17 protein-coding genes are annotated in these 16,563 nt (G+C 69.9%); 12 read left to right on the top strand and 5 right to left on the bottom strand.

The window, feature by feature from the left end; all coding sequences use genetic code 11:
• Positions 1–64: 64 nt before the first annotated feature.
• The 5 genes from BN940_RS10795 (at position 65) to iscA (ending at position 3,417) form a co-directional block, all read left to right on the top strand.
• Positions 65–556 carry a low molecular weight protein-tyrosine-phosphatase gene (locus BN940_RS10795; RefSeq protein ID WP_043686878.1) on the top strand — a complete coding sequence of 164 codons (492 nt, stop codon included), beginning with the start codon at positions 65–67 and terminating at the stop codon, positions 554–556.
• A gap of 371 nt (positions 557–927) precedes the next feature.
• A complete protein-coding gene (gene iscR / locus BN940_RS10790) occupies positions 928–1,449 on the top strand; it encodes a Fe-S cluster assembly transcriptional regulator IscR (RefSeq protein ID WP_043682914.1) in 522 nt (173 codons plus the stop codon).
• 15 nt (positions 1,450–1,464) lie between these two features.
• Positions 1,465–2,676 carry an IscS subfamily cysteine desulfurase gene (locus tag BN940_RS10785; protein WP_043682911.1) on the top strand — a complete coding sequence of 404 codons (1,212 nt, stop codon included), beginning with the start codon at positions 1,465–1,467 and terminating at the stop codon, positions 2,674–2,676.
• Positions 2,676–3,125, top strand: a complete 450-nt coding sequence (locus BN940_RS10780) for an iron-sulfur cluster scaffold-like protein (RefSeq protein WP_052355788.1) — start codon at positions 2,676–2,678, stop codon at positions 3,123–3,125. Before BN940_RS10785 ends, BN940_RS10780 begins: the two co-directional genes overlap by 1 nt.
• Entirely contained in the window at positions 3,094–3,417 is a 324-nt protein-coding gene (gene iscA / locus BN940_RS10775) for an iron-sulfur cluster assembly protein IscA (RefSeq protein WP_043682908.1), read from the top strand. The genes BN940_RS10780 and iscA overlap by 32 nt, the downstream gene beginning before the upstream one ends.
• A gap of 156 nt (positions 3,418–3,573) precedes the next feature.
• Here the strand turns inward: iscA and lysS are convergent, their stop codons facing one another.
• Both lysS and prfB read right to left on the bottom strand, forming a co-directional pair.
• Positions 3,574–5,097: a lysine--tRNA ligase gene (gene lysS, locus BN940_RS10770; protein WP_043682906.1), complete on the bottom strand. Its 1,524-nt coding sequence runs from the start codon at positions 5,095–5,097 to the stop codon at positions 3,574–3,576.
• Between the two features lie 82 nt (positions 5,098–5,179).
• Positions 5,180–6,284, bottom strand: a protein-coding gene (prfB, locus tag BN940_RS10765) for a peptide chain release factor 2 (RefSeq protein WP_148304947.1) whose coding sequence is annotated in 2 segments (ribosomal slippage) — positions 5,180–6,202 and positions 6,204–6,284 — 1,104 coding nt in all. Because the reading frame shifts where the segments join, the coding sequence is not laid out codon by codon here.
• A 156-nt stretch (positions 6,285–6,440) separates the two neighbouring features.
• On the opposite strand from prfB, the gene BN940_RS10760 reads away from it, so the two are divergent.
• Positions 6,441–7,562, top strand: coding sequence for a tellurite resistance/C4-dicarboxylate transporter family protein (locus BN940_RS10760; RefSeq protein WP_084330644.1), 1,122 nt, complete (start codon positions 6,441–6,443; stop codon positions 7,560–7,562).
• A gap of 15 nt (positions 7,563–7,577) precedes the next feature.
• Here the strand turns inward: BN940_RS10760 and BN940_RS10755 are convergent, their stop codons facing one another.
• Both BN940_RS10755 and BN940_RS10750 read right to left on the bottom strand, forming a co-directional pair.
• Complete coding sequence (locus BN940_RS10755) at positions 7,578–9,437, bottom strand: methyl-accepting chemotaxis protein (protein ID WP_043682903.1); 1,860 nt, start codon at positions 9,435–9,437, stop codon at positions 7,578–7,580.
• 144 nt (positions 9,438–9,581) lie between these two features.
• Positions 9,582–10,115: a hypothetical protein gene (locus BN940_RS10750; RefSeq protein ID WP_052355787.1), complete on the bottom strand. Its 534-nt coding sequence runs from the start codon at positions 10,113–10,115 to the stop codon at positions 9,582–9,584.
• A 190-nt stretch (positions 10,116–10,305) separates the two neighbouring features.
• Between BN940_RS10750 and BN940_RS10745 the strand changes: the two genes are divergently transcribed.
• The 4 genes from BN940_RS10745 to BN940_RS20100 all read left to right on the top strand — a co-directional run bounded on the left by BN940_RS10745 (position 10,306) and on the right by BN940_RS20100 (position 13,959).
• Positions 10,306–11,079, top strand: coding sequence for an ABC transporter ATP-binding protein (locus BN940_RS10745; protein ID WP_043682901.1), 774 nt, complete (start codon positions 10,306–10,308; stop codon positions 11,077–11,079).
• Positions 11,076–12,068, top strand: a complete 993-nt coding sequence (locus tag BN940_RS10740; RefSeq protein WP_043682900.1) for an ABC transporter substrate-binding protein — start codon at positions 11,076–11,078, stop codon at positions 12,066–12,068. The genes BN940_RS10745 and BN940_RS10740 overlap by 4 nt, the downstream gene beginning before the upstream one ends.
• A 255-nt stretch (positions 12,069–12,323) precedes the next feature.
• Positions 12,324–13,052 carry an ABC transporter permease gene (locus tag BN940_RS10735; RefSeq protein WP_148305045.1) on the top strand — a complete coding sequence of 243 codons (729 nt, stop codon included), beginning with the start codon at positions 12,324–12,326 and terminating at the stop codon, positions 13,050–13,052.
• A gap of 112 nt (positions 13,053–13,164) precedes the next feature.
• On the top strand, positions 13,165–13,959 hold the full coding sequence (locus BN940_RS20100) for a type 2 periplasmic-binding domain-containing protein (protein WP_052355786.1): 795 nt from the start codon (positions 13,165–13,167) through the stop codon (positions 13,957–13,959).
• Positions 13,960–14,055: 96 nt separating this feature from the next.
• Here BN940_RS20100 and infA read toward each other — a convergent pair whose 3' ends face one another.
• The gene (infA, locus tag BN940_RS10725; RefSeq protein WP_043682898.1) at positions 14,056–14,322 is read right to left on the bottom strand and encodes a translation initiation factor IF-1; all 267 of its coding nucleotides are present in this window, start codon (positions 14,320–14,322) and stop codon (positions 14,056–14,058) included.
• 379 nt (positions 14,323–14,701) lie between these two features.
• On the opposite strand from infA, the gene BN940_RS10720 reads away from it, so the two are divergent.
• A complete protein-coding gene (locus BN940_RS10720) occupies positions 14,702–15,610 on the top strand; it encodes a DMT family transporter (protein ID WP_043682896.1) in 909 nt (302 codons plus the stop codon).
• Between the two features lie 7 nt (positions 15,611–15,617).
• On the top strand, positions 15,618–16,562 hold the full coding sequence (locus BN940_RS10715; RefSeq protein ID WP_052355785.1) for a DMT family transporter: 945 nt from the start codon (positions 15,618–15,620) through the stop codon (positions 16,560–16,562).
• Position 16,563 lies beyond the last annotated feature (1 nt).

The raw sequence follows: 16,563 nt of genomic DNA, 5'->3' as shown, positions 1-16,563 counted from the left end.
TTTTTTTGCGGTTTTCCACAGAAAATGCTTGCCTATTTCCGGGTTTTCCCGCACACTTTCACTCATCATGCATAAGGTACTTTTTGTCTGTACGGGCAATATCTGCCGCTCCCCCACCGCCCAGGGCGTGTTCCAGCACCTCGTCGACGAGGCCGGGCTGTCCGATGCGATCGCCGTCGATTCCGCCGCGACCCACCACTTCCACGTGGGCGAGGCGCCGGATGCGCGCGCCCAGACGGCCGCGCGCAAGCGCGGCTACGATCTGTCGGGGCTGGTGGCCCGGCAGGTCCGCGCCGATGATTTCCGCGACGCCGACCTGATCCTGGCCATGGACTGGGAAAACCTGTCCGCGCTGCAGCAGCAGTGCCCCAAGGTCTACCAGCACAAGCTCATGCTGCTGATGCGCTTCTCGAACGAATTCGAGGAAGCCACGGTGCCCGATCCCTACTACGGTGGTCCCGAAGGCTTCAACAAGGTCCTGGACTACATCGAAGACTCCTGCCAGGGCGTCCTCGAACTGGTGCGCAAGCGCGCGCTGCAATACCAGGCCGCCTGAGGATCCTTCCCTTCCATGTCGGGGCGCCTGCGGGCGCCCTTCGCATTCATGGGCGCGGGCCCGCGGGCATGAGGTTCCCGGCATGCGGTTCCGGGCGTCAAATTTCCGGCGGCGCGGCTCTGCGGGCGTGACCGTTTCCGGAGGCGAAGGCTTGGGGTGGGCCCGTGTGCGGGCAGGCTCGCGGTGCGGAGGTCCGGGGCGCGACCTCGGCCGATGACCACTGCGGACAGTGGGAATTGACAACCATCAAGTTCCGCTGATTTTCCCGATCTAAAACCGAGTATTTTAGTCGGGTAAAAGGGTACACTTGACTCAAATAGTCGGGTATTAGAGTTGCCCGGAAATTTTCCGCACCCACAGAGGACTTCACCATGCGTTTGACGACCAAGGGACGTTTCGCCGTCACGGCAATGATCGATCTGGCCCTGCGCCATCACAGCGGCCCGGTCACGCTGGCCGCCATCAGCGCGCGCCAGAACATTTCCCTGTCCTACCTGGAGCAGCTGTTCGGCAAGCTGCGCCGGCACGAGCTGGTCGACAGCGTGCGCGGCCCGGGGGGCGGCTACACGCTGGCCCGGCATGCGCGCGACGTCTCCGTGGCGGACATCATCTTCGCCGTGGACGAGCCGCTGGACGCCACCAGCTGCGGCGGCAAGGAAAACTGCGACATCGGCCGCAACGGCCACAGCGGCAAGTGCATGACCCACGACCTGTGGGCGACTTTGAGTCGTAAAATGCTGGAATACCTGGACTCGGTCTCGCTGCAGGACCTGGTCGACCAGCAGCGGCTGCGCGAATGGCAGGAATCCGGCCACATGCGCAACGGCCGCCCGACGATCCCGATCACGCCGGTGGCGGCCGACTCCCGGGTCCAGGAGCCCGTATCGGCCTGATTTCCCGGAGTTTCGATGCCACAGGACCCGCTTCCGATCTACCTGGACCATTCCGCCACCACGCCCGTCGACGCCCGCGTCCTCCAGGCCATGCTGCCCTGGCTGACCGAACGCTTCGGCAATCCCGCCTCGCGCAGCCATGCCTGGGGCTGGGACGCGGAAGAGGCCGTGGAGCGGGCCCGGGCCCAGGTCGCGGGGCTGATCCACGCCGATCCGCGCGAGATCGTCTGGACTTCCGGCGCCACCGAATCCGACAATCTGGCGATCAAGGGCGCGGCCCATTTCCATGCCGGCCGGGGCCGGCACATCGTCACGGTCCGCACCGAGCACAAGGCGGTGCTGGATCCCTGCCTGGAACTCCAGCGCCAGGGTTTCGAGATCACCTGGCTGGAGGTGGACGCCCACGGCCTGGTGAGTCCCGAGGCCCTGGCCGCCGCGCTGCGCCCCGACACGATCCTGGTGTCGGTGATGCTGGTGAACAACGAAATCGGCGTCATCCAGGACATCGCCGCGCTGGCCGCGCCGTGCCGCGAACGCGGCATCCTGTTCCATACCGACGCCGCCCAGGCCACCGGCAAGCTGCCGATCGACGTGCAGGCGCTGGGCGTGGACCTGATGTCCCTGTCGGCGCACAAGACCTACGGCCCCAAGGGCGTCGGCGCGCTGTACGTGCGCCGCAAGCCGCGCGTGCGCCTGGAGGCCCAGATCCACGGCGGCGGCCACGAACGCGGCCTGCGCTCGGGCACGCTGCCCACCCACCAGATCGTGGGCATGGGCGAGGCCTTCGCCCTGGCGGGCGAGCTGATGGACGCCGAAGTCCCCCGCATCCGCGCGCTGCGCGACCGCCTCTGGGACGGCCTGCGCGACCTGCCGGACGTCTACGTCAACGGCGACCTGGAGCGGGGCGTGGCGCACACCCTGAACATCAGCGTGGCCCACGTCGAGGGCGAGGCCCTGCTGATGTCCGTGCCGGAGCTGGCCGTCTCCTCGGGCTCGGCCTGCACTTCGGCCAGCCTGGAGCCGTCCCACGTGCTGCGCGCCCTCGGGCGCAGCGACACCCTGGCGCACAGCTCGCTGCGCCTGACGCTGGGGCGCGCCACCACGCAGGACGAAGTGGACCGCGCCGTGCGGCTGCTGCGCACCCAGATCGGGCGCCTGCGCGAGCTGTCCCCCCTGTGGGAAATGCGCCGGCAGGGCACGCTGGGCGCCTGGGCGGAGCACTGCTGATGGCGGGTCCGTCGTACGGGCCGCGGGTCCTGGAACACTACCTGCATCCGCGCAACGTCGGCTCTTTCGACGCGGCCGATCCTTGCGTGGGCACCGCGCTGGTGGGTTCGCCCGAGCTCGGCCAGATCCTGAAGCTGCAGATCCGGCTGGATGGCGCTACCATAGAGTCCGCCTGCTTCCGGGCCTTCGGCTGCGGCGAGGCCATCGCGGCCGGATCGCTGGCCACCGAATGGCTGCCGGGGCGCAGCCTGGACCAGGCGCTGGCCATCGGCAGCCAGGACTTCGTCCAGGCGCTGGGCCTGGCCGCCGACAAGCTGCATTGCGCGCTGCTGGCCCAGGACGCCATCCGCGCGGCCGTGGCCGACTACGCCCGCAAGCACCCGAATCCATCGACAACCACCGTTCCTGAGGCACATCATGGGAATCACGCTGACGCAACAGGCCGCTGAACACATCCAGCGCCATCTGGACAAACGCGGCAAGGGCCTGGGCCTGCGCCTGGGGGTCAAGCCCTCGGGCTGCTCGGGCATGTCCTACCATCTGGAATACGTGGACGATCCCTCCGCCGAGGATCAGGTCTTCGAGCAGTTCGGCGCGCGCGTGTACGTGTCGCCCGACAGCCTGCCCTACCTGCAGGGCACCGAGCTGGACTATGCCCGCGAGGGCCTGAACGAGGGCTTCCGCTTCAACAACCCCAACGAAAAGGCCGCCTGCGGCTGCGGGGAGTCGTTCACCGTCTGAGCGCACAGGCCGGCCGCGCCCGCCTTGCGCGGCGGGCGCAGGCGCGGGCCGGGACCCGGACAGGGAACCGGCCCGCGGATCGGACAGCGAAAAGGCCGGATTTCCGGCCTTTTCGTCGTGGTGCGCACAGGATGCGCCGTTCCCGCGGGACGCCGATCAGTCCTCGGGCCGCAGGTGCGGGAACAGGATCACGTCGCGGATGTTGGGGCTGTCGGTGAGCATCATCACCAGCCGGTCGATGCCGATGCCGCAGCCGCCGGTGGGGGGCATGCCGTATTCCAGGGCGCGCACGTAGTCCGCGTCGTAGTACATGGCTTCCTCGTCGCCGGCGTCCTTGGCGGCCACCTGGGCGTGGAAGCGCGCGGCCTGGTCCTCGGGATCGTTCAGCTCGGAGAAGCCGTTGGCGATCTCGCGCCCGCAGGCGAACAGCTCGAAGCGCTCCGTGATGCCGGCCTGCGTGTCGGAGGCCCGCGCCAGCGGCGAGACTTCCACCGGATAGTCGATGATGAAGGTGGGATGCCAGAGCTTCGCTTCGGCGGTTTCCTCGAACAGCGCCAGCTGCAGCGCGCCCAGGCCCGCGTGGGCCAGGACCGGGCCGTCCATGTCCGCGCCCAGGCGGCGCAGTTCGCCGCGCAGCCAGGCTTCGTCCTGCAGCTGGGCGGGCGCGTAGCCGGGCGCGTGCTTCAGGATGGCCTCGGTGATCGTCAGGCGGTCGAAGGCGCGTTCCAGGTCCAGGGGCTGGCCCTGGTAGCTCAGGCTGGCGGTGCCGCGGGCGCGCCGCGCGGTCTCGCGGATCAGGGACTCGGTGTAGTCCATCAGCCAGCGGTAGTCGGTGTACGCCGCATAGAATTCCATCATGGTGAATTCCGGATTGTGGCGCGGGCTGACGCCCTCGTTGCGGAAATTGCGGTTGATCTCGAACACCCGCTCGAAGCCGCCCACGATCAGGCGCTTCAGGTAGAGCTCGGGCGCGATGCGCAGGTACATCTGCATGTCCAGCGCGTTGTGGTGGGTGACGAAGGGCTTGGCCGCCGCGCCGCCGGGGATGGGGTGCAGCATCGGGGTCTCGACTTCCAGGAAATCGGCCTCCGACATGATCTGGCGGATCGCCGTGACGATGCGGCTGCGCGCCAGGAAGGTCTCGCGCGTGCCCTCGGTCATGATCAGGTCCACGTAGCGCTGGCGGTAGCGCAGTTCCTGGTCGGCCACGCCGTGGAACTTGTCCGGCAGGGGCCGCAGGGATTTCGACAGCAGACGCAGCGACTGCACGCGCAGCGACAGTTCGCCCTTGCGCGTCTTGAAGACCTCGCCTTCGGCGCCGACGATGTCGCCGATGTCCCAGGCCTTGAAGGCGGCGTAGGCCTCGTCGCCCAGCACGCCGCGGTCCAGGTACAGCTGCAGGCGCCCGCTGGCGTCCTGCAGCGTGGCGAAGCTGGCCTTGCCCATGATGCGCTTGAGCATCATGCGCCCGGCGACGCGGGCGCGCCGCCCCAGGGCCTGCAGGGCGTCCTCGTCCAGCGCGCCGCAGTCCCGGTGCAGGTCGGCGGCGCGGGCGTCGGGACGGAAGTCGTTGGGGTAGGCGGGGCCGGCCTGGCGCAGCGCGTCGAGTTTGGCGCGGCGCTCGGCGATCAGGCGGTTCTCGTCGGGGGCTTGGACTGGGGTGTCGTTCTGCGAGGTCATGTCGTGCAATGAGTGGGAGAGGACGAGGGCGGCCGGGAAGGCCCGGCCGCGGCGGCCGGAGGCGTCCCGTGCGCGCCGCGGGCTAGACGCCCTGCTTGAGGCTGGCCGTGATGAAGGGGTCCAGGTCGCCGTCCAGGACCTTCTGGGTGTTGGAGATCTCGACGCCGGTGCGCAGGTCCTTGATGCGGCTCTGGTCCAGGACGTAGGAGCGGATCTGGTGGCCCCAGCCCACGTCGCTCTTGGCGTCTTCCAGCTTCTGCTGCTCGGCCATGCGCTTGCGCATTTCGAGTTCGTAGAGGCGCGACTTCAGCATCTGCATGGCTTCGGCGCGGTTGCGGTGCTGGGAGCGGTCGTTCTGGCACTGCACGACGATGCCGGTGGGCTGGTGCGTGATGCGCACGGCCGAGTCGGTCTTGTTGATGTGCTGGCCGCCGGCGCCGCTGGCGCGGTAGGTGTCGATGCGCAGGTCCGCCGGGTTGATGTCGATCTCGAAGGAGTCGTCGATCTCCGGATAGACGAAGACGCTGGCAAAGGAGGTGTGCCGGCCGTTGGACGAATCGAAGGGGCTCTTGCGCACCAGGCGGTGCACGCCGGTCTCGGTGCGCAGCAGGCCGTAGGCGTATTCGCCCTCGAACTTGATGGTGGCCGACTTGATGCCGGCGACTTCGCCCTCGGATTCTTCCAGGATCTCGGTCTTGAAGTCCTTGCGCTCGCCGTAGTGCAGGTACTGGCGCAGCAGCATGGAGGCCCAGTCCTGGGCCTCGGTGCCGCCGGCGCCGGCCTGGATGTCGACGAAGCAGTTCAGGGGATCGGCCGGGTTGTTGAACATGCGGCGGAATTCGAGCTCTTCCAGGCGCTCGCCCAGGGCGGCGCAGTCCTGCTCGATGGCGAGCAGGGTGGCGTCGTCGTCATCGGCGCTGGCCAGCTCGAACAGGTCGCGCGCGTCGTTCAGGCCGCGTTCCAGGTCGGCCAGGGTGTGGACGACGGTTTCCAGGGATTTCTTTTCGCGGCCCAGGTCCTGGGCGTGCTGCGGATCGTTCCAGACGTCCGGGTTTTCCAGTTCGGCGTTGACGACGAGCAGGCGTTCGGCCTTGGCATCGTAGTCAAAGATACCTCCGCAGCAGACCCTGGCGCTCGGTGTAGTCGTCGATGCGGGCGATGATCTGGTTCTGGCGTTCGGCTTCCATGGAGGTGTCCTGTGTGGGGCGCGCGCAGGAGCGTCCGGTGTCTGGTTCCAGGGCTGGGCGCGCGCATTAAAATGCGGGTCAATCCGCCATTTTAGCGCGCTCCGGGCAGGGGCGCCGGAGGGCGGCGCAGCGCCAAACCAGAAGGAGACCCCCGCCATGCAAGCACCGGAACCGGACCGCCGCGTACCCGCTCCCGCCGGCCCGCGCGGGCTCAAGCCCGCGGACACCGCGCCGCCGTGGTGGCAAGAACCCCTGCGCGGGCTGTCGCCGGCGTATTTCGGCCTGGTGATGGCCACCGGCATCGTTTCGCTGGCCTCGGACATGATGGGCCATCCGCGGCTGGCCCGGGCGCTGTTCGCCCTGAACGCGGTCCAGTACGTGGCGCTGTGGCTGGCCTACCTGCTGCGCGCGTGGCGGTTCCCCCGGCGCTTCTTCGGCGACATGATCGACCACGCCAAGGGGCCGGGCTATTTCACGATGGTGGCGGCCACCGGCATCCTCTCCAGCCAGTTCGTCCTGCTGCGCGACGACCTCGCCACGGGCTTCGCCCTGTGGGTGCTGGCCGTGGTCCTGTGGGTGGGGCTGACCTACACGATCTTCACCGCCTTCACGGTGAAAAAGGACAAGCCGCCGCTGGACCGCAGTATCAGCGGCGCCTGGCTGCTGGCGGTGGTGGCGACCCAGGCGCTGGCGGTGTCCAGCGCGCTGCTGGCGGCCCGCAGCGGACAGCCCTTCCGCCTGGAGCTGAACCTGATGGCGCTGTCGATGTGGCTGTGGGGCGGGATGCTGTACATCTGGATGATGTCGCTGATCTTCTACCGCTACAGCTTCTTTCCCTTCTCGCCGGGCGACCTGTCGCCGCCGTACTGGATCAACATGGGCGCCATGGCGATCTCCACCCTGGCCGGCTCGCTGCTGATCCTGAACGCGCCCCAGGCGCCGTACCTGGTGTCGCTGCTGCCCTTCCTGAAGGGCTTCACGGTGTTCTACTGGGCCACCGGGACCTGGTGGATCCCGATGCTGCTGCTGCTGGGGATCTGGCGCTACGTCTTCCAGCGCTTTCCGTTCAGCTACGATCCGCTGTACTGGGGCGCGATCTTCCCGCTGGGCATGTACGCCGCCTGCACCTGGCAGATGAATCATGCGATGGGCTTCGACTTCCTGGGCTTCCTGCCCCCCGCGTTCCTGTACGCGGCCTGGCTGGGCTGGCTGCTGACCTTCGCCGCGATGGTCCGCCGCCTGCTGCGCCTGGCGCGGGGGCGGCCGGACCCGGGTTGAGGCCGGCCGCGTTCCTCAGGCGGCGAGCCTGGGGGGAAGGTCCAGGGGCAGGGCGGCCATGTCCGGCCGCTCGGGCCGCTGCGGCCGTGGCTGTGGCTGCGGTTGCTGTGGCTGCGGTTGCTGTGGCTGCGGTTGCTGTGGTTGCGGTTGCTGTGGCTGCAGTTGCTGTGGTTGCTGCGGTTGCGGGTCCGGGTCCGGGTCCGGGTTCGGGTTCGGGTCCGCGGCCCGGCCGGGGCGGCCGGACGCTTCCCCCGGCGCTTCCGGGGATTGCGCGGTTTCCAGCCGGAATTGCGCCAGCGTCCAGCGCAGGTCCGTGACGCGGGCCCGCTGCTCGGCCACCACCCGCGCGGCGGCCTGGGCCTGCCGCGCGCCGCGCGCGCCGATGGCCTCCAGGCGGCGCGCCGCCTGCGTCGTCTCGTGGATGGCCTGGGACTGGGACTCGGTGGCGGCGGCGACTTCGTCCATGATCTGGCGGCTGCGCCCGGTGCTCTGGACCACCCGATCCATCGCCAGCCGCGCCTCGGCCGCCAGCGCGGCGCCCTGGCGGCTGTCGCGGATCGAGGCTTCGATGGTGGACTGGATCAGCCCGGCGGCCTGGTCGCAGCGCAGGGCCAGCGACCGGACCTCGGCCGCGACGATGGCGAAGCCGCGCCCGTGGGCGCCGGCATGGGCGGCCTCGACGGCGGCGTTGAGGGCGAGCAGATTGGTCTGGAAGGCGATCTCGCCGATCTGGCGGGCGGCGTCCTCGACGCGCAGGCCGCCTTGCGCGATGCCGTCCATGGCCTGCGCCAGCCGGGCGACCGCCTCGGCGCCCGTGCGGGCCTCGCCGTCGCCCTGTTCGCTCAGGCGCCAAGCTTCGACCGCCCGGTTGTGGTTGAGGCGGACGGTATCGTCCAGGCCGCTCATGGCCGAGGCCATCTGCCCAGCCATGGCGCACTGGTCGTGGCTGTCGCCCAGGGCGGCCTCCTGGCCGCGGGACAGGACGTCCACACCGGCATTGACGTGCGCGAAGTGGTCGGCGACCCGGCACAGGGTGCGGTTCAGGCCCTGGCGGATGCCTTCCAGGGCGTGCATCAGGCGCCCCATCTCGTCGTGGCTCGTCACCCCGATGGGGACTGAGAGGTCGCCGGCCGCCAGGTGGCCGGCGAGCGCCACGCCGCGGTCCAGCGGGCGCTTGACCGAACGGTACAGGCCGCGCAGCGCCAGCAGGCCGCACAGCAGCAGCGCCAGCACCGCGCCGAGGGCGATGCGCCCGGCCGTCTGGCCGTCGGCCGCGGCCCGCCCGACGCGCGCCTCCATGCGCCGCGCCTGCCGGGTGTCGAAGGCATCGATCAGGGCGGCGATGTCCGCTTCCGCCTGGGCGTATTGCTGGCTGAAGAGCAGTGCCGAGGCAAGCAGCGCATTGGGCAGGGCGATCCGGATGCCGCCCTGGCCGTCGTCCAGTTCGCCCTTGGCGGTGCCGATGGCTTCCCGCTGGGTGGCCGCCAGCGCCCGCAGCCGCGCGTGGGCGTCCTCGAACAGGGCCAGTTCGGCCGCGTCGAGTCCCGCCTGCCGGAAGCGCGCGCGGGCGTCGGCCCGGATCCCCCGGGCGTCGGGCGCGCGACCCTCCAGGACGGCCAGGTGCTCCAGGTAGCGCTGCTCGAATTCCGGCTGTCCGCTGGCGACGAAGGCGGCGGCATCCCGCGACAGGGCGTTGGCCTGCGCCTGATACCAGCCTGCCAGCTGACTGGCCCGGTAGCGCGCCGCCTCCGCGTCGCGCAAGGTGTCGGCCGTGTGCCGCAGGTGGGCCACGGCGCCCATGACCAGGCCGGCGCACAGCGTCAGCACGATCATGAAAAGGATGAAACGGGTTTTCAGCGTGGACGCGAACCGCATGCGGCAATCCCTCCGGTCGAAGCGCTCGGGCCTGGCGGCACGGGCTGGCGCAGGGAGTATGGCGGCCGAACATGACAGCCGTGTGTCGGCGGTGGACGGGGCGGCAGCGGGGCGGGGCGGCAGCGGGGCCGGCCGCGGGCCGGATCAGGCGGCGCCGTCGAGCCGGGCGCAGTCGGCCGTCAGCTCGTCCAGGGCGGCGTCGTCCAGCAGGCGGGCCGCCATGGGCAGCAGTTCCTCGTCGGCGCGCGTCAGCCAGTCCAGGTAGTCGCCGGTCCAGGCGGCGAGGGTTTCATGGGCGTCGCAGGCTTCATGGGCGTCGCGGGCGCCACGGGTATCACGGGCGTCGCGGGCATCACGGCCGGCCGCATCGGCGCGTTCTTCCAGGGCGGGGCGCACGGCCTGGCGCCAGCGCCGGTCCAGGTCGGCGCGGCCCCGCGCCAGGCCGCCGGTCATGCCCTTCAGGCACACGGCGTCGGATCCCGCCATCGATTCGATCAGGGCGGGAAACAGGCGCTGCTCCAGGATGTCGTGCGCGATGCGCGCGGGGCCTTCGATCCAGGCGATGGCGGCGCGCGGGTCGGACGCCTCCGCGCCGGCGAGCGCCTGGAGGCGCCGGCGGGTCCCGGCATGGACGGCCTGCAGCCGGGCGAGCGGATCCGGAGAGGACGGACTGGACATGGGAAGGGGGTTCCAGGGTGGCGAATGCCCTATCGTAGCGCCGCGGCCCGCTTCCGTTCCAGCCGCGGCCCCTTCTTTATATTTCCATAAGAAATAAAGAAATGGTGAATGAATCGTTGTTGCTCATTAAGCTGGATCGTTAAAGTATCGAACATCCTTGATACCGATTTCTTTCCCGCCGGCCGCGCATATGAATCTCTCTTTCCAACAGGTTGAAAAGCATTTCGGCGACCTGCGGGTGGTCGAACACTTCGAGCGCGACATCGCGCCGGGCGAGCTGGTGGCGCTGGTCGGGCCGTCGGGCTGCGGCAAGTCCACCCTGCTGCACATGGCCGCGGGCCTGGAAAAGCCTTCGTCCGGCCAGGTATTGGCCGACGGGCGGCCGGTGCGCAAGCCCGATCCCAGCCGCATGCTGATGTTCCAGGAAAACGCGCTGTACCCCTGGCTGACCCTGGTGCAGAACGTGGCCATGGCCCTGGAGCTGCAGAAGGTCGGGCGCGCCGAGGCGCAGCGCCAGGCGCGGCTCTGGCTGGACAAGGTCCGCCTCAAGGGCTTCGAGGACTATTTCCCGCACCAGGTCTCGGGCGGCATGCGCCAGCGCTGCGCCCTGGCGCGCGCCTTCATCACGCACCCCGAGGTGCTGCTGCTCGACGAGCCCTTCGGCGCGCTGGACGCGCTCACCCGCATGACGCTGCAGGACGCCCTGCGCACCCTGATCCGCGAAACCCGGCCCACGGTGCTGCTGGTGACCCACGATGTGGACGAGGCGCTGTTCCTGGCCGACCGCATCCTGGTGTTCAGCGCCCGGCCGTCGCGCGTGCTGAAGGAATTCCACCTGTCGGACACCGACAAGACCCACGACCTGTCGAACTTCGCCGCCATGCGCCGGGAAATCCTGGGCCTGCTGGGCATCGTCGACGACACCGAACACGCATCTTCCATTTCCGAGGAACTCGCAGCATGAAAATTCGTTTCCTGATTCCCCTGCTCGCCGCGCTGACGCTGGCGTCCCAGGCGCAGGCCGCCGAACCCTTCAAGGTCGGCTACATCCGCGTCATGGACGACGCCCAGGCCATCGCTGCCTACGAGGGCAAGTTCTACGAGAAACAGGGCCTGGACGTGCAGCTGATCGAGTTCAAGTCGGGCACCGATCTGATCAAGGCCATCGTCGGCGGTCAGCTCGACACCGGCGTGCTGGGCTTCACCAACGCGGCCTCCTGGTCCTCGCGCGGCGCGGACCTGAAAGTGGTGGCCGGCGCGCAGCGCGGCTTCCACGCGCTGGTGGTGCGCGAAGAGACGGGCATCGAGGACGTGGCCGGCCTGAAGGGCCACACCCTGGCTTCCCAGAAGGAAGGCAGCACGGCCGACACGGTGCTGCGCGGCGTGGTGCTGAAGAACGCCGGCCTGGCGCCCGAGGACGTGACGGTGATGGGCGTGAGCCCGCAGGTGGCCGTGCAGTCCCTGGTCGGCAAGCGCGTGGACGCGGCCTTCCTGTTCGAGCCCCAGGCCAGCATCGCGCAGCTGATCGCGCCGGTGAAGCAGATCTACGAGATCGGCGAAGTCTGGCCCTTCCCCTGCATGGTGACGATCACCTCGGGCGAGACCCTGAAGAACAGGAAGGACCTGGTCTGGAAGTCGCTGGACGCCCAGCGCGAGGCCATCGAACTGCTGCAGAACAAGCCCGACGAGGCCGCCAAGCTGATCGCCGGCTACTTCATCGCCGAGCCGACCCTGAAGACCCTGAAGCACGGCGAGGTGCCGCGCGAGCAGGTCATCAGCAAGGCGATCCAGACGCAGACCTTCAGCGCCGCGCTCACCCCGCAGGACCTGGCGCGCATGCAGGAAGTGGCCGACATCATGCAGGCCCAGGGCGCCTTGAAGACCCAGGACGGCAAACCCTACGAGGTGAAGTCCATCGTCGATCTGGACTGGCAGCAGACCCGCAAGCTCTGAGACGCGGGATGGCGGGGTGCGCGATAATGGCACCCCGTCTCCAGGCTTCTCCATGCGGTCCGGCGCTGCGCCGCCGCGTGTGAACGGGCCTGAAAACCTCCTGATGGCCGGGTGGGGAAGCACTGGACAGGCCAGGCGGCACGCGGACTCCGCGGCCCGGGATCCTGTCCGGAGATTTCCCGGCGCCCGGCCAAGCCTCGTCCGGAATCCATGAGCAAAAAACGACGCCTTTCCCCGGCCGCGCGCAAGCTGGCCATGCTGATCGCCATCGCCGCCATCCTGCTGTTCTGGCAGATGGCCGCCTGGACCCTGCCGGACTTCCTGATGCCGGGCGTGCCCAAGGTGCTGGAGCGCGTGTGGCACGACATCCGGACCGCCGAATTCCGCGCCATCCTGGCCGGCAGCATGGGGCGGCTGGGCGTGGGCTACGCCTTCGCGCTGCTGTTCGGCATCGGCTTCGGCCTGGCCGGGGGGCTGCTGGTGTTCTTCCGCGAAGTCCTGAAATCCGCCATCATCGTGCTGCAGTCGATCCCGTCGATCGCCTGGGTGCCGCTGTTCCTCATCCTGATGGGTTTCGGCAACGTGCCCATCATCGTGGTGATCGCGCTGGCCGCGTTCTTCCCGGCGGCCCTGTCGGTCATGAACGCGACCGAAAGCGTGCTGCAGACCCACGTGTCGGCGGCCCGGGTCATGGGCGCCAATCCCTGGGACATGCTGCGGCGCGTCTACCTGCCCGCCGTCATGCCCGAACTCATCACCGGCGCCCAGCTCGCCTTCGGCAACGCCTGGCGGGCGCTGATCTCGGCCGAGATGCTGATCGGCTTCGGCCAGGGGCTGGGCCGCTCGCTGGCCTACGCGGGCGAGACGGCCGACATGGTGGGCGTGATGGCCAACATCCTGACCATCGCCATCCTGGCCACGCTGATCGACCAGGTGTTCCTGGAAAACATCAAGCGCAAGGTGCTGCGCTATCAATACGTGTGAGGCCCGGCCGGCGGCCGGGAGGTGCGAAGCCATGAAGGAAGCTGCGAATCCATTTTCGCGGACCGGTCCATTCCCGCGGACCGGTCTGCCGAGGGGGCCGCTGGCGGGCCTGATGACGGGGCTGCTGGCGAGCCTGGTGGCCGGGGCGCTGGCGCTGCCGCGGGCCGGCCTGGCGGCATCCGCCGCGGATGCGCCGGCGGCCGCGGCGGCGGCGGGCGAGGGCTGGATCCTGGGCGTGGCGGCGGTGCCGACGCCCCAGGCGCCGGGCGCCAAGGTCCGCACCCCGGCCCGCATCGAGGTCCTGGCGGGGCGGGCGGAGCAGGGCGGCAGCACCCTGCGGGCCGTGGCGGCCGGGCAGGCCGCGCGGCAGGTCGCCGAGGGCGCGCTGGATGCCTGGGTGGGGGTGTGGCCCGGCGACGATGCCGCGCCGCCGGCGGGCGTGCGCGCCGCGGCGCTGGGCTGGTCGGCCAGCCCCATGGCCATCATGCGCACCGATACCGACATCCGTGCATGGTCCGACCTGAGCGGCCGGACCGTGTGCCTGAGCGCCGACGGCCGCGCTTCAGGCGAACTGTCGGCGCGTTTCGGCGCGATCGAGCAGCTTTACCCCTCGGCGGCCGACGCGCTGCTGGCGCTGCGGATCGGCCAGTGCGACGCGGCCGTGCAGGACGAGGATTTCCTCAAGGCGCTGCTGGCGTTTCCCGAGTGGAAGAAATTCTCGGCGCAGCTGGCGCCCTATCGGACGCTGACGCTCACCCGCCTGACGCGCGATGGTCTGGCGGCGCCGCGCGAGGCGGCCATGCGGCAGGCCACGTCGCCGGAGCGGCTGCGCGCGCTCGCGCGCCTGCAGGCCCGGGACATTGCGTTCGAGGTGTATCTGGATCAGACGGTGCCGGACTGCCATTGAGTCCGGGGCGGGCGGCGGGCGATGCCGGAGGATCGCCGGGCGCGGAGGACGCGGACCCGGTCCGGCGGTTGCGCCGGAGAAGGGACGCGGGCGGGATCAGTGGCGGCGGCGGGGAGCCGGCGCGCTGCTGGCGCCGGGACCGCGGTTCAGGTGGCGGAAGGTGATGCGACCCTTGGTGAGGTCGTAGGGCGACATTTCCAGGGTGACCTGGTCGCCCGCCAGGATGCGGATGTGGTGCTTGCGCATCTTGCCGCCGGTGTAGGCGATGACCGGGTGCCCGTTGTCCAGCGTCACGCGGAAACGGGAATCCGGCAGGACTTCCGTCACGGATCCGTGCATTTCGAGCAGTTCTTCTTTGGCCATGGTGGTGCGCTCCGGTGTAGAGACAAAAAATCAGCGGGCACGCGGTGCGCCGGGGGCGCGGCATGCGGACGGGGTCGCGGGGGCGATCGGAATCCGGGCAGGGGCGTAAAACCCCCGAAGGGACGGCGGGAAAATCCCGCGTAGACCGGCAAAAAAGCTGCCAGAATTGAAAACCGCTGATTATCAAGTACTTATAATCATAGTGCTTGAGGCATCTTATGTCAAGAATTCATCAGGGATTCGTCAAGAATCCATGCCGTGGATTTCGGGTGCGTGGCGCGGCGTTTCGCCTGCGCGGCGGGACGCGGAGCCGGCGCGCCGGGCGGTGCGGGTAGCGGTGCGGGTAGAATTCCGGCTGAGTTCCTGTTTCCCGATCCGCATGAATGAACGAATGAGCCCCGGCACAGCGGCCCTGTTGCTGATTCCCCCCCTGTTGTGGGCGGGCAACGCCGTCGTCGGCCGGGCGGTGGCCCAGATGGTGCCTCCCCTGACCCTCAATTTCCTGCGCTGGGCGGTGGCCCTGCTGCTGCTCCTGCCCGTGGGCTATCGGGTGCTGCGCGCGGGCAGCGCCGTCTGGCGGGAATGGCGGCGCTACGCCGTGCTGGGCCTGCTGGGCGTGGGGCTCTACAACTCGCTGCAGTACCTCGCGCTGCATACCTCGACGCCGGTGAACGTGACGCTGGTGGCGGCCAGCATGCCGGTGTGGATGCTGATCGTGGGCCGCGTGTTCCACGGCGTGGCGATCCGGCCGGCCCAGGTGGCGGGCTCGGTGCTGTCGCTGGCGGGGGTGGCCGTGGTGCTGTCCCAGGGAAACTGGGAACAGCTGCTGACGCTGCACTTCGTCGCCGGGGACCTGCTGATGGTGCTGGCCACCATCGTCTGGGCCTTCTACAGCTGGCAGCTGACGCGGGTGCCGGCCGACGCGCCGGTGCGGGCCCATTGGGCCGGCTTCCTGCTGGGGCAGGTGGTCTACGGCGTGGCCTGGTCGGGCCTGTTCGCGGCGCTCGAATGGGGGCTGACGGACTGGCGGATCGACTGGGGCTGGCCGCTGGCGCTGACCGTGGCCTTCGTCGCCGTCGGCCCGGCGGTGATCGCTTTCCGCTGCTGGGGCGCCGGCGTGCAGCGCGTCGGCCCCACCCTGGCGGGCTTCTTCAACAACCTGACGCCGCTGATCGCCGCCCTGCTGTCGCTGGGGCTGCTGGGCGAGCACCCGCGGATTTTCCACGCGCTGGCCTTCGCCCTGATCATCGGCGGCATCGTCCTGTCCTCGCGGCAGCCGCGCGAGTGAGCGCGCCATGAGCCTGGATGCGCGGGGAGACGGGCCGCCGCCGCTGCTGTCCTACGGCAGCCTGGCGGCCAGCATGTTCGTGGTCGGCGCCTGCGTGGCCCTGAGCAAGCCGCTGGCGGCCGTGTTTCCCGTGTTCCTGCTGGGCTGGCTGCGCTTCGGCATCGGCGGCGCCGGCATGCTGCACTGGCTGCGCCGGCCGGCCGCGGAGCCCGCGCCCACCGCGCGCGTGCGCCTGCTGGTGTTCCTGGAAGCCTTCATCGGCAGCTTCCTCTTCACGGTCTTCATGGTGCTGGGCGTCAGCCTCAGCGGCGCCGTGGCGGCCGGGGTCGTGATGTCGGCCATCCCGGCCGCGATCGCGCTGCTCAGCCGCGTCGTGCTGCGCGAGGCGATCCGTCCGCGCGTGCTGGCGGCCATCGCCTGCGCCGTCTCCGGCATCGCCCTGCTGGCGCTGGCGCGGCCCGGGCCGGCGCAGGCGGCGGGCGGTCCGGCCGGCGGCGGGGAGGACCTCTGGCTGGGCTACGCGCTGCTGGGCGGCGCGGTGCTGTGCGAGGCCTGCTATGCCGTGATCGGCAAGCGCCTGACGGCGGTCCTGTCGTCGCGGCGCATCAGCGCCCTGATGAACCTGTGGGGTTTCGCGCTGATGCTTCCGGCGGGCGCCTGGGCCGCCTGGCGGTTCGACTTCGGCGCGGTGTCCTGGACGGTGTGGGGGCTGCTGCTGTTCTACGGCCTGGCGTCGAGCTGGACCATCTGGCTGTGGATGACCGGCCTGCGCCGCGTGCCGGCCTCGCGCGCGGGGGTGTTCACCGTGATGCTGCCGGTCGGGTCGGCCTGCGTCGGGGTCTGGATGCTGGACGAGCCCTTCGACGTGCCGCAGGCCCTGGCCTTCGGCCTGGCCCTGGCGGGCCTGCTGCTGGCCGCGTGGCCGGCGCGCTCCGGCGCCGCGCCGGGCTGAA

Source organism: Castellaniella defragrans 65Phen, assembly GCF_000612685.1.
In the GTDB taxonomy this organism is placed as follows: domain Bacteria; phylum Pseudomonadota; class Gammaproteobacteria; order Burkholderiales; family Burkholderiaceae_B; genus Castellaniella; species Castellaniella defragrans.
This window is presented reverse-complemented; position numbering and strand designations above follow the sequence as displayed.

Coding starts and splice junctions, on each gene's coding strand:
- iscR (WP_043682914.1), top strand. CDS start 928: ATGCGTTTGACGACCAAGGGACGTTTCGCCGTCACGGCAATGATCGAT.
- BN940_RS10785 (WP_043682911.1), top strand. CDS start 1,465: ATGCCACAGGACCCGCTTCCGATCTACCTGGACCATTCCGCCACCACG.
- BN940_RS10780 (WP_052355788.1), top strand. CDS start 2,676: ATGGCGGGTCCGTCGTACGGGCCGCGGGTCCTGGAACACTACCTGCAT.
- iscA (WP_043682908.1), top strand. CDS start 3,094: ATGGGAATCACGCTGACGCAACAGGCCGCTGAACACATCCAGCGCCAT.
- lysS (WP_043682906.1), bottom strand. CDS start 5,097: ATGACCTCGCAGAACGACACCCCAGTCCAAGCCCCCGACGAGAACCGC.
- BN940_RS10760 (WP_084330644.1), top strand. CDS start 6,441: ATGCAAGCACCGGAACCGGACCGCCGCGTACCCGCTCCCGCCGGCCCG.
- BN940_RS10755 (WP_043682903.1), bottom strand. CDS start 9,437: ATGCGGTTCGCGTCCACGCTGAAAACCCGTTTCATCCTTTTCATGATC.
- BN940_RS10750 (WP_052355787.1), bottom strand. CDS start 10,115: ATGTCCAGTCCGTCCTCTCCGGATCCGCTCGCCCGGCTGCAGGCCGTC.
- BN940_RS10745 (WP_043682901.1), top strand. CDS start 10,306: ATGAATCTCTCTTTCCAACAGGTTGAAAAGCATTTCGGCGACCTGCGG.
- BN940_RS10740 (WP_043682900.1), top strand. CDS start 11,076: ATGAAAATTCGTTTCCTGATTCCCCTGCTCGCCGCGCTGACGCTGGCG.
- BN940_RS10735 (WP_148305045.1), top strand. CDS start 12,324: ATGCTGATCGCCATCGCCGCCATCCTGCTGTTCTGGCAGATGGCCGCC.
- BN940_RS20100 (WP_052355786.1), top strand. CDS start 13,165: ATGACGGGGCTGCTGGCGAGCCTGGTGGCCGGGGCGCTGGCGCTGCCG.
- infA (WP_043682898.1), bottom strand. CDS start 14,322: ATGGCCAAAGAAGAACTGCTCGAAATGCACGGATCCGTGACGGAAGTC.
- BN940_RS10720 (WP_043682896.1), top strand. CDS start 14,702: ATGAATGAACGAATGAGCCCCGGCACAGCGGCCCTGTTGCTGATTCCC.
- BN940_RS10715 (WP_052355785.1), top strand. CDS start 15,618: ATGAGCCTGGATGCGCGGGGAGACGGGCCGCCGCCGCTGCTGTCCTAC.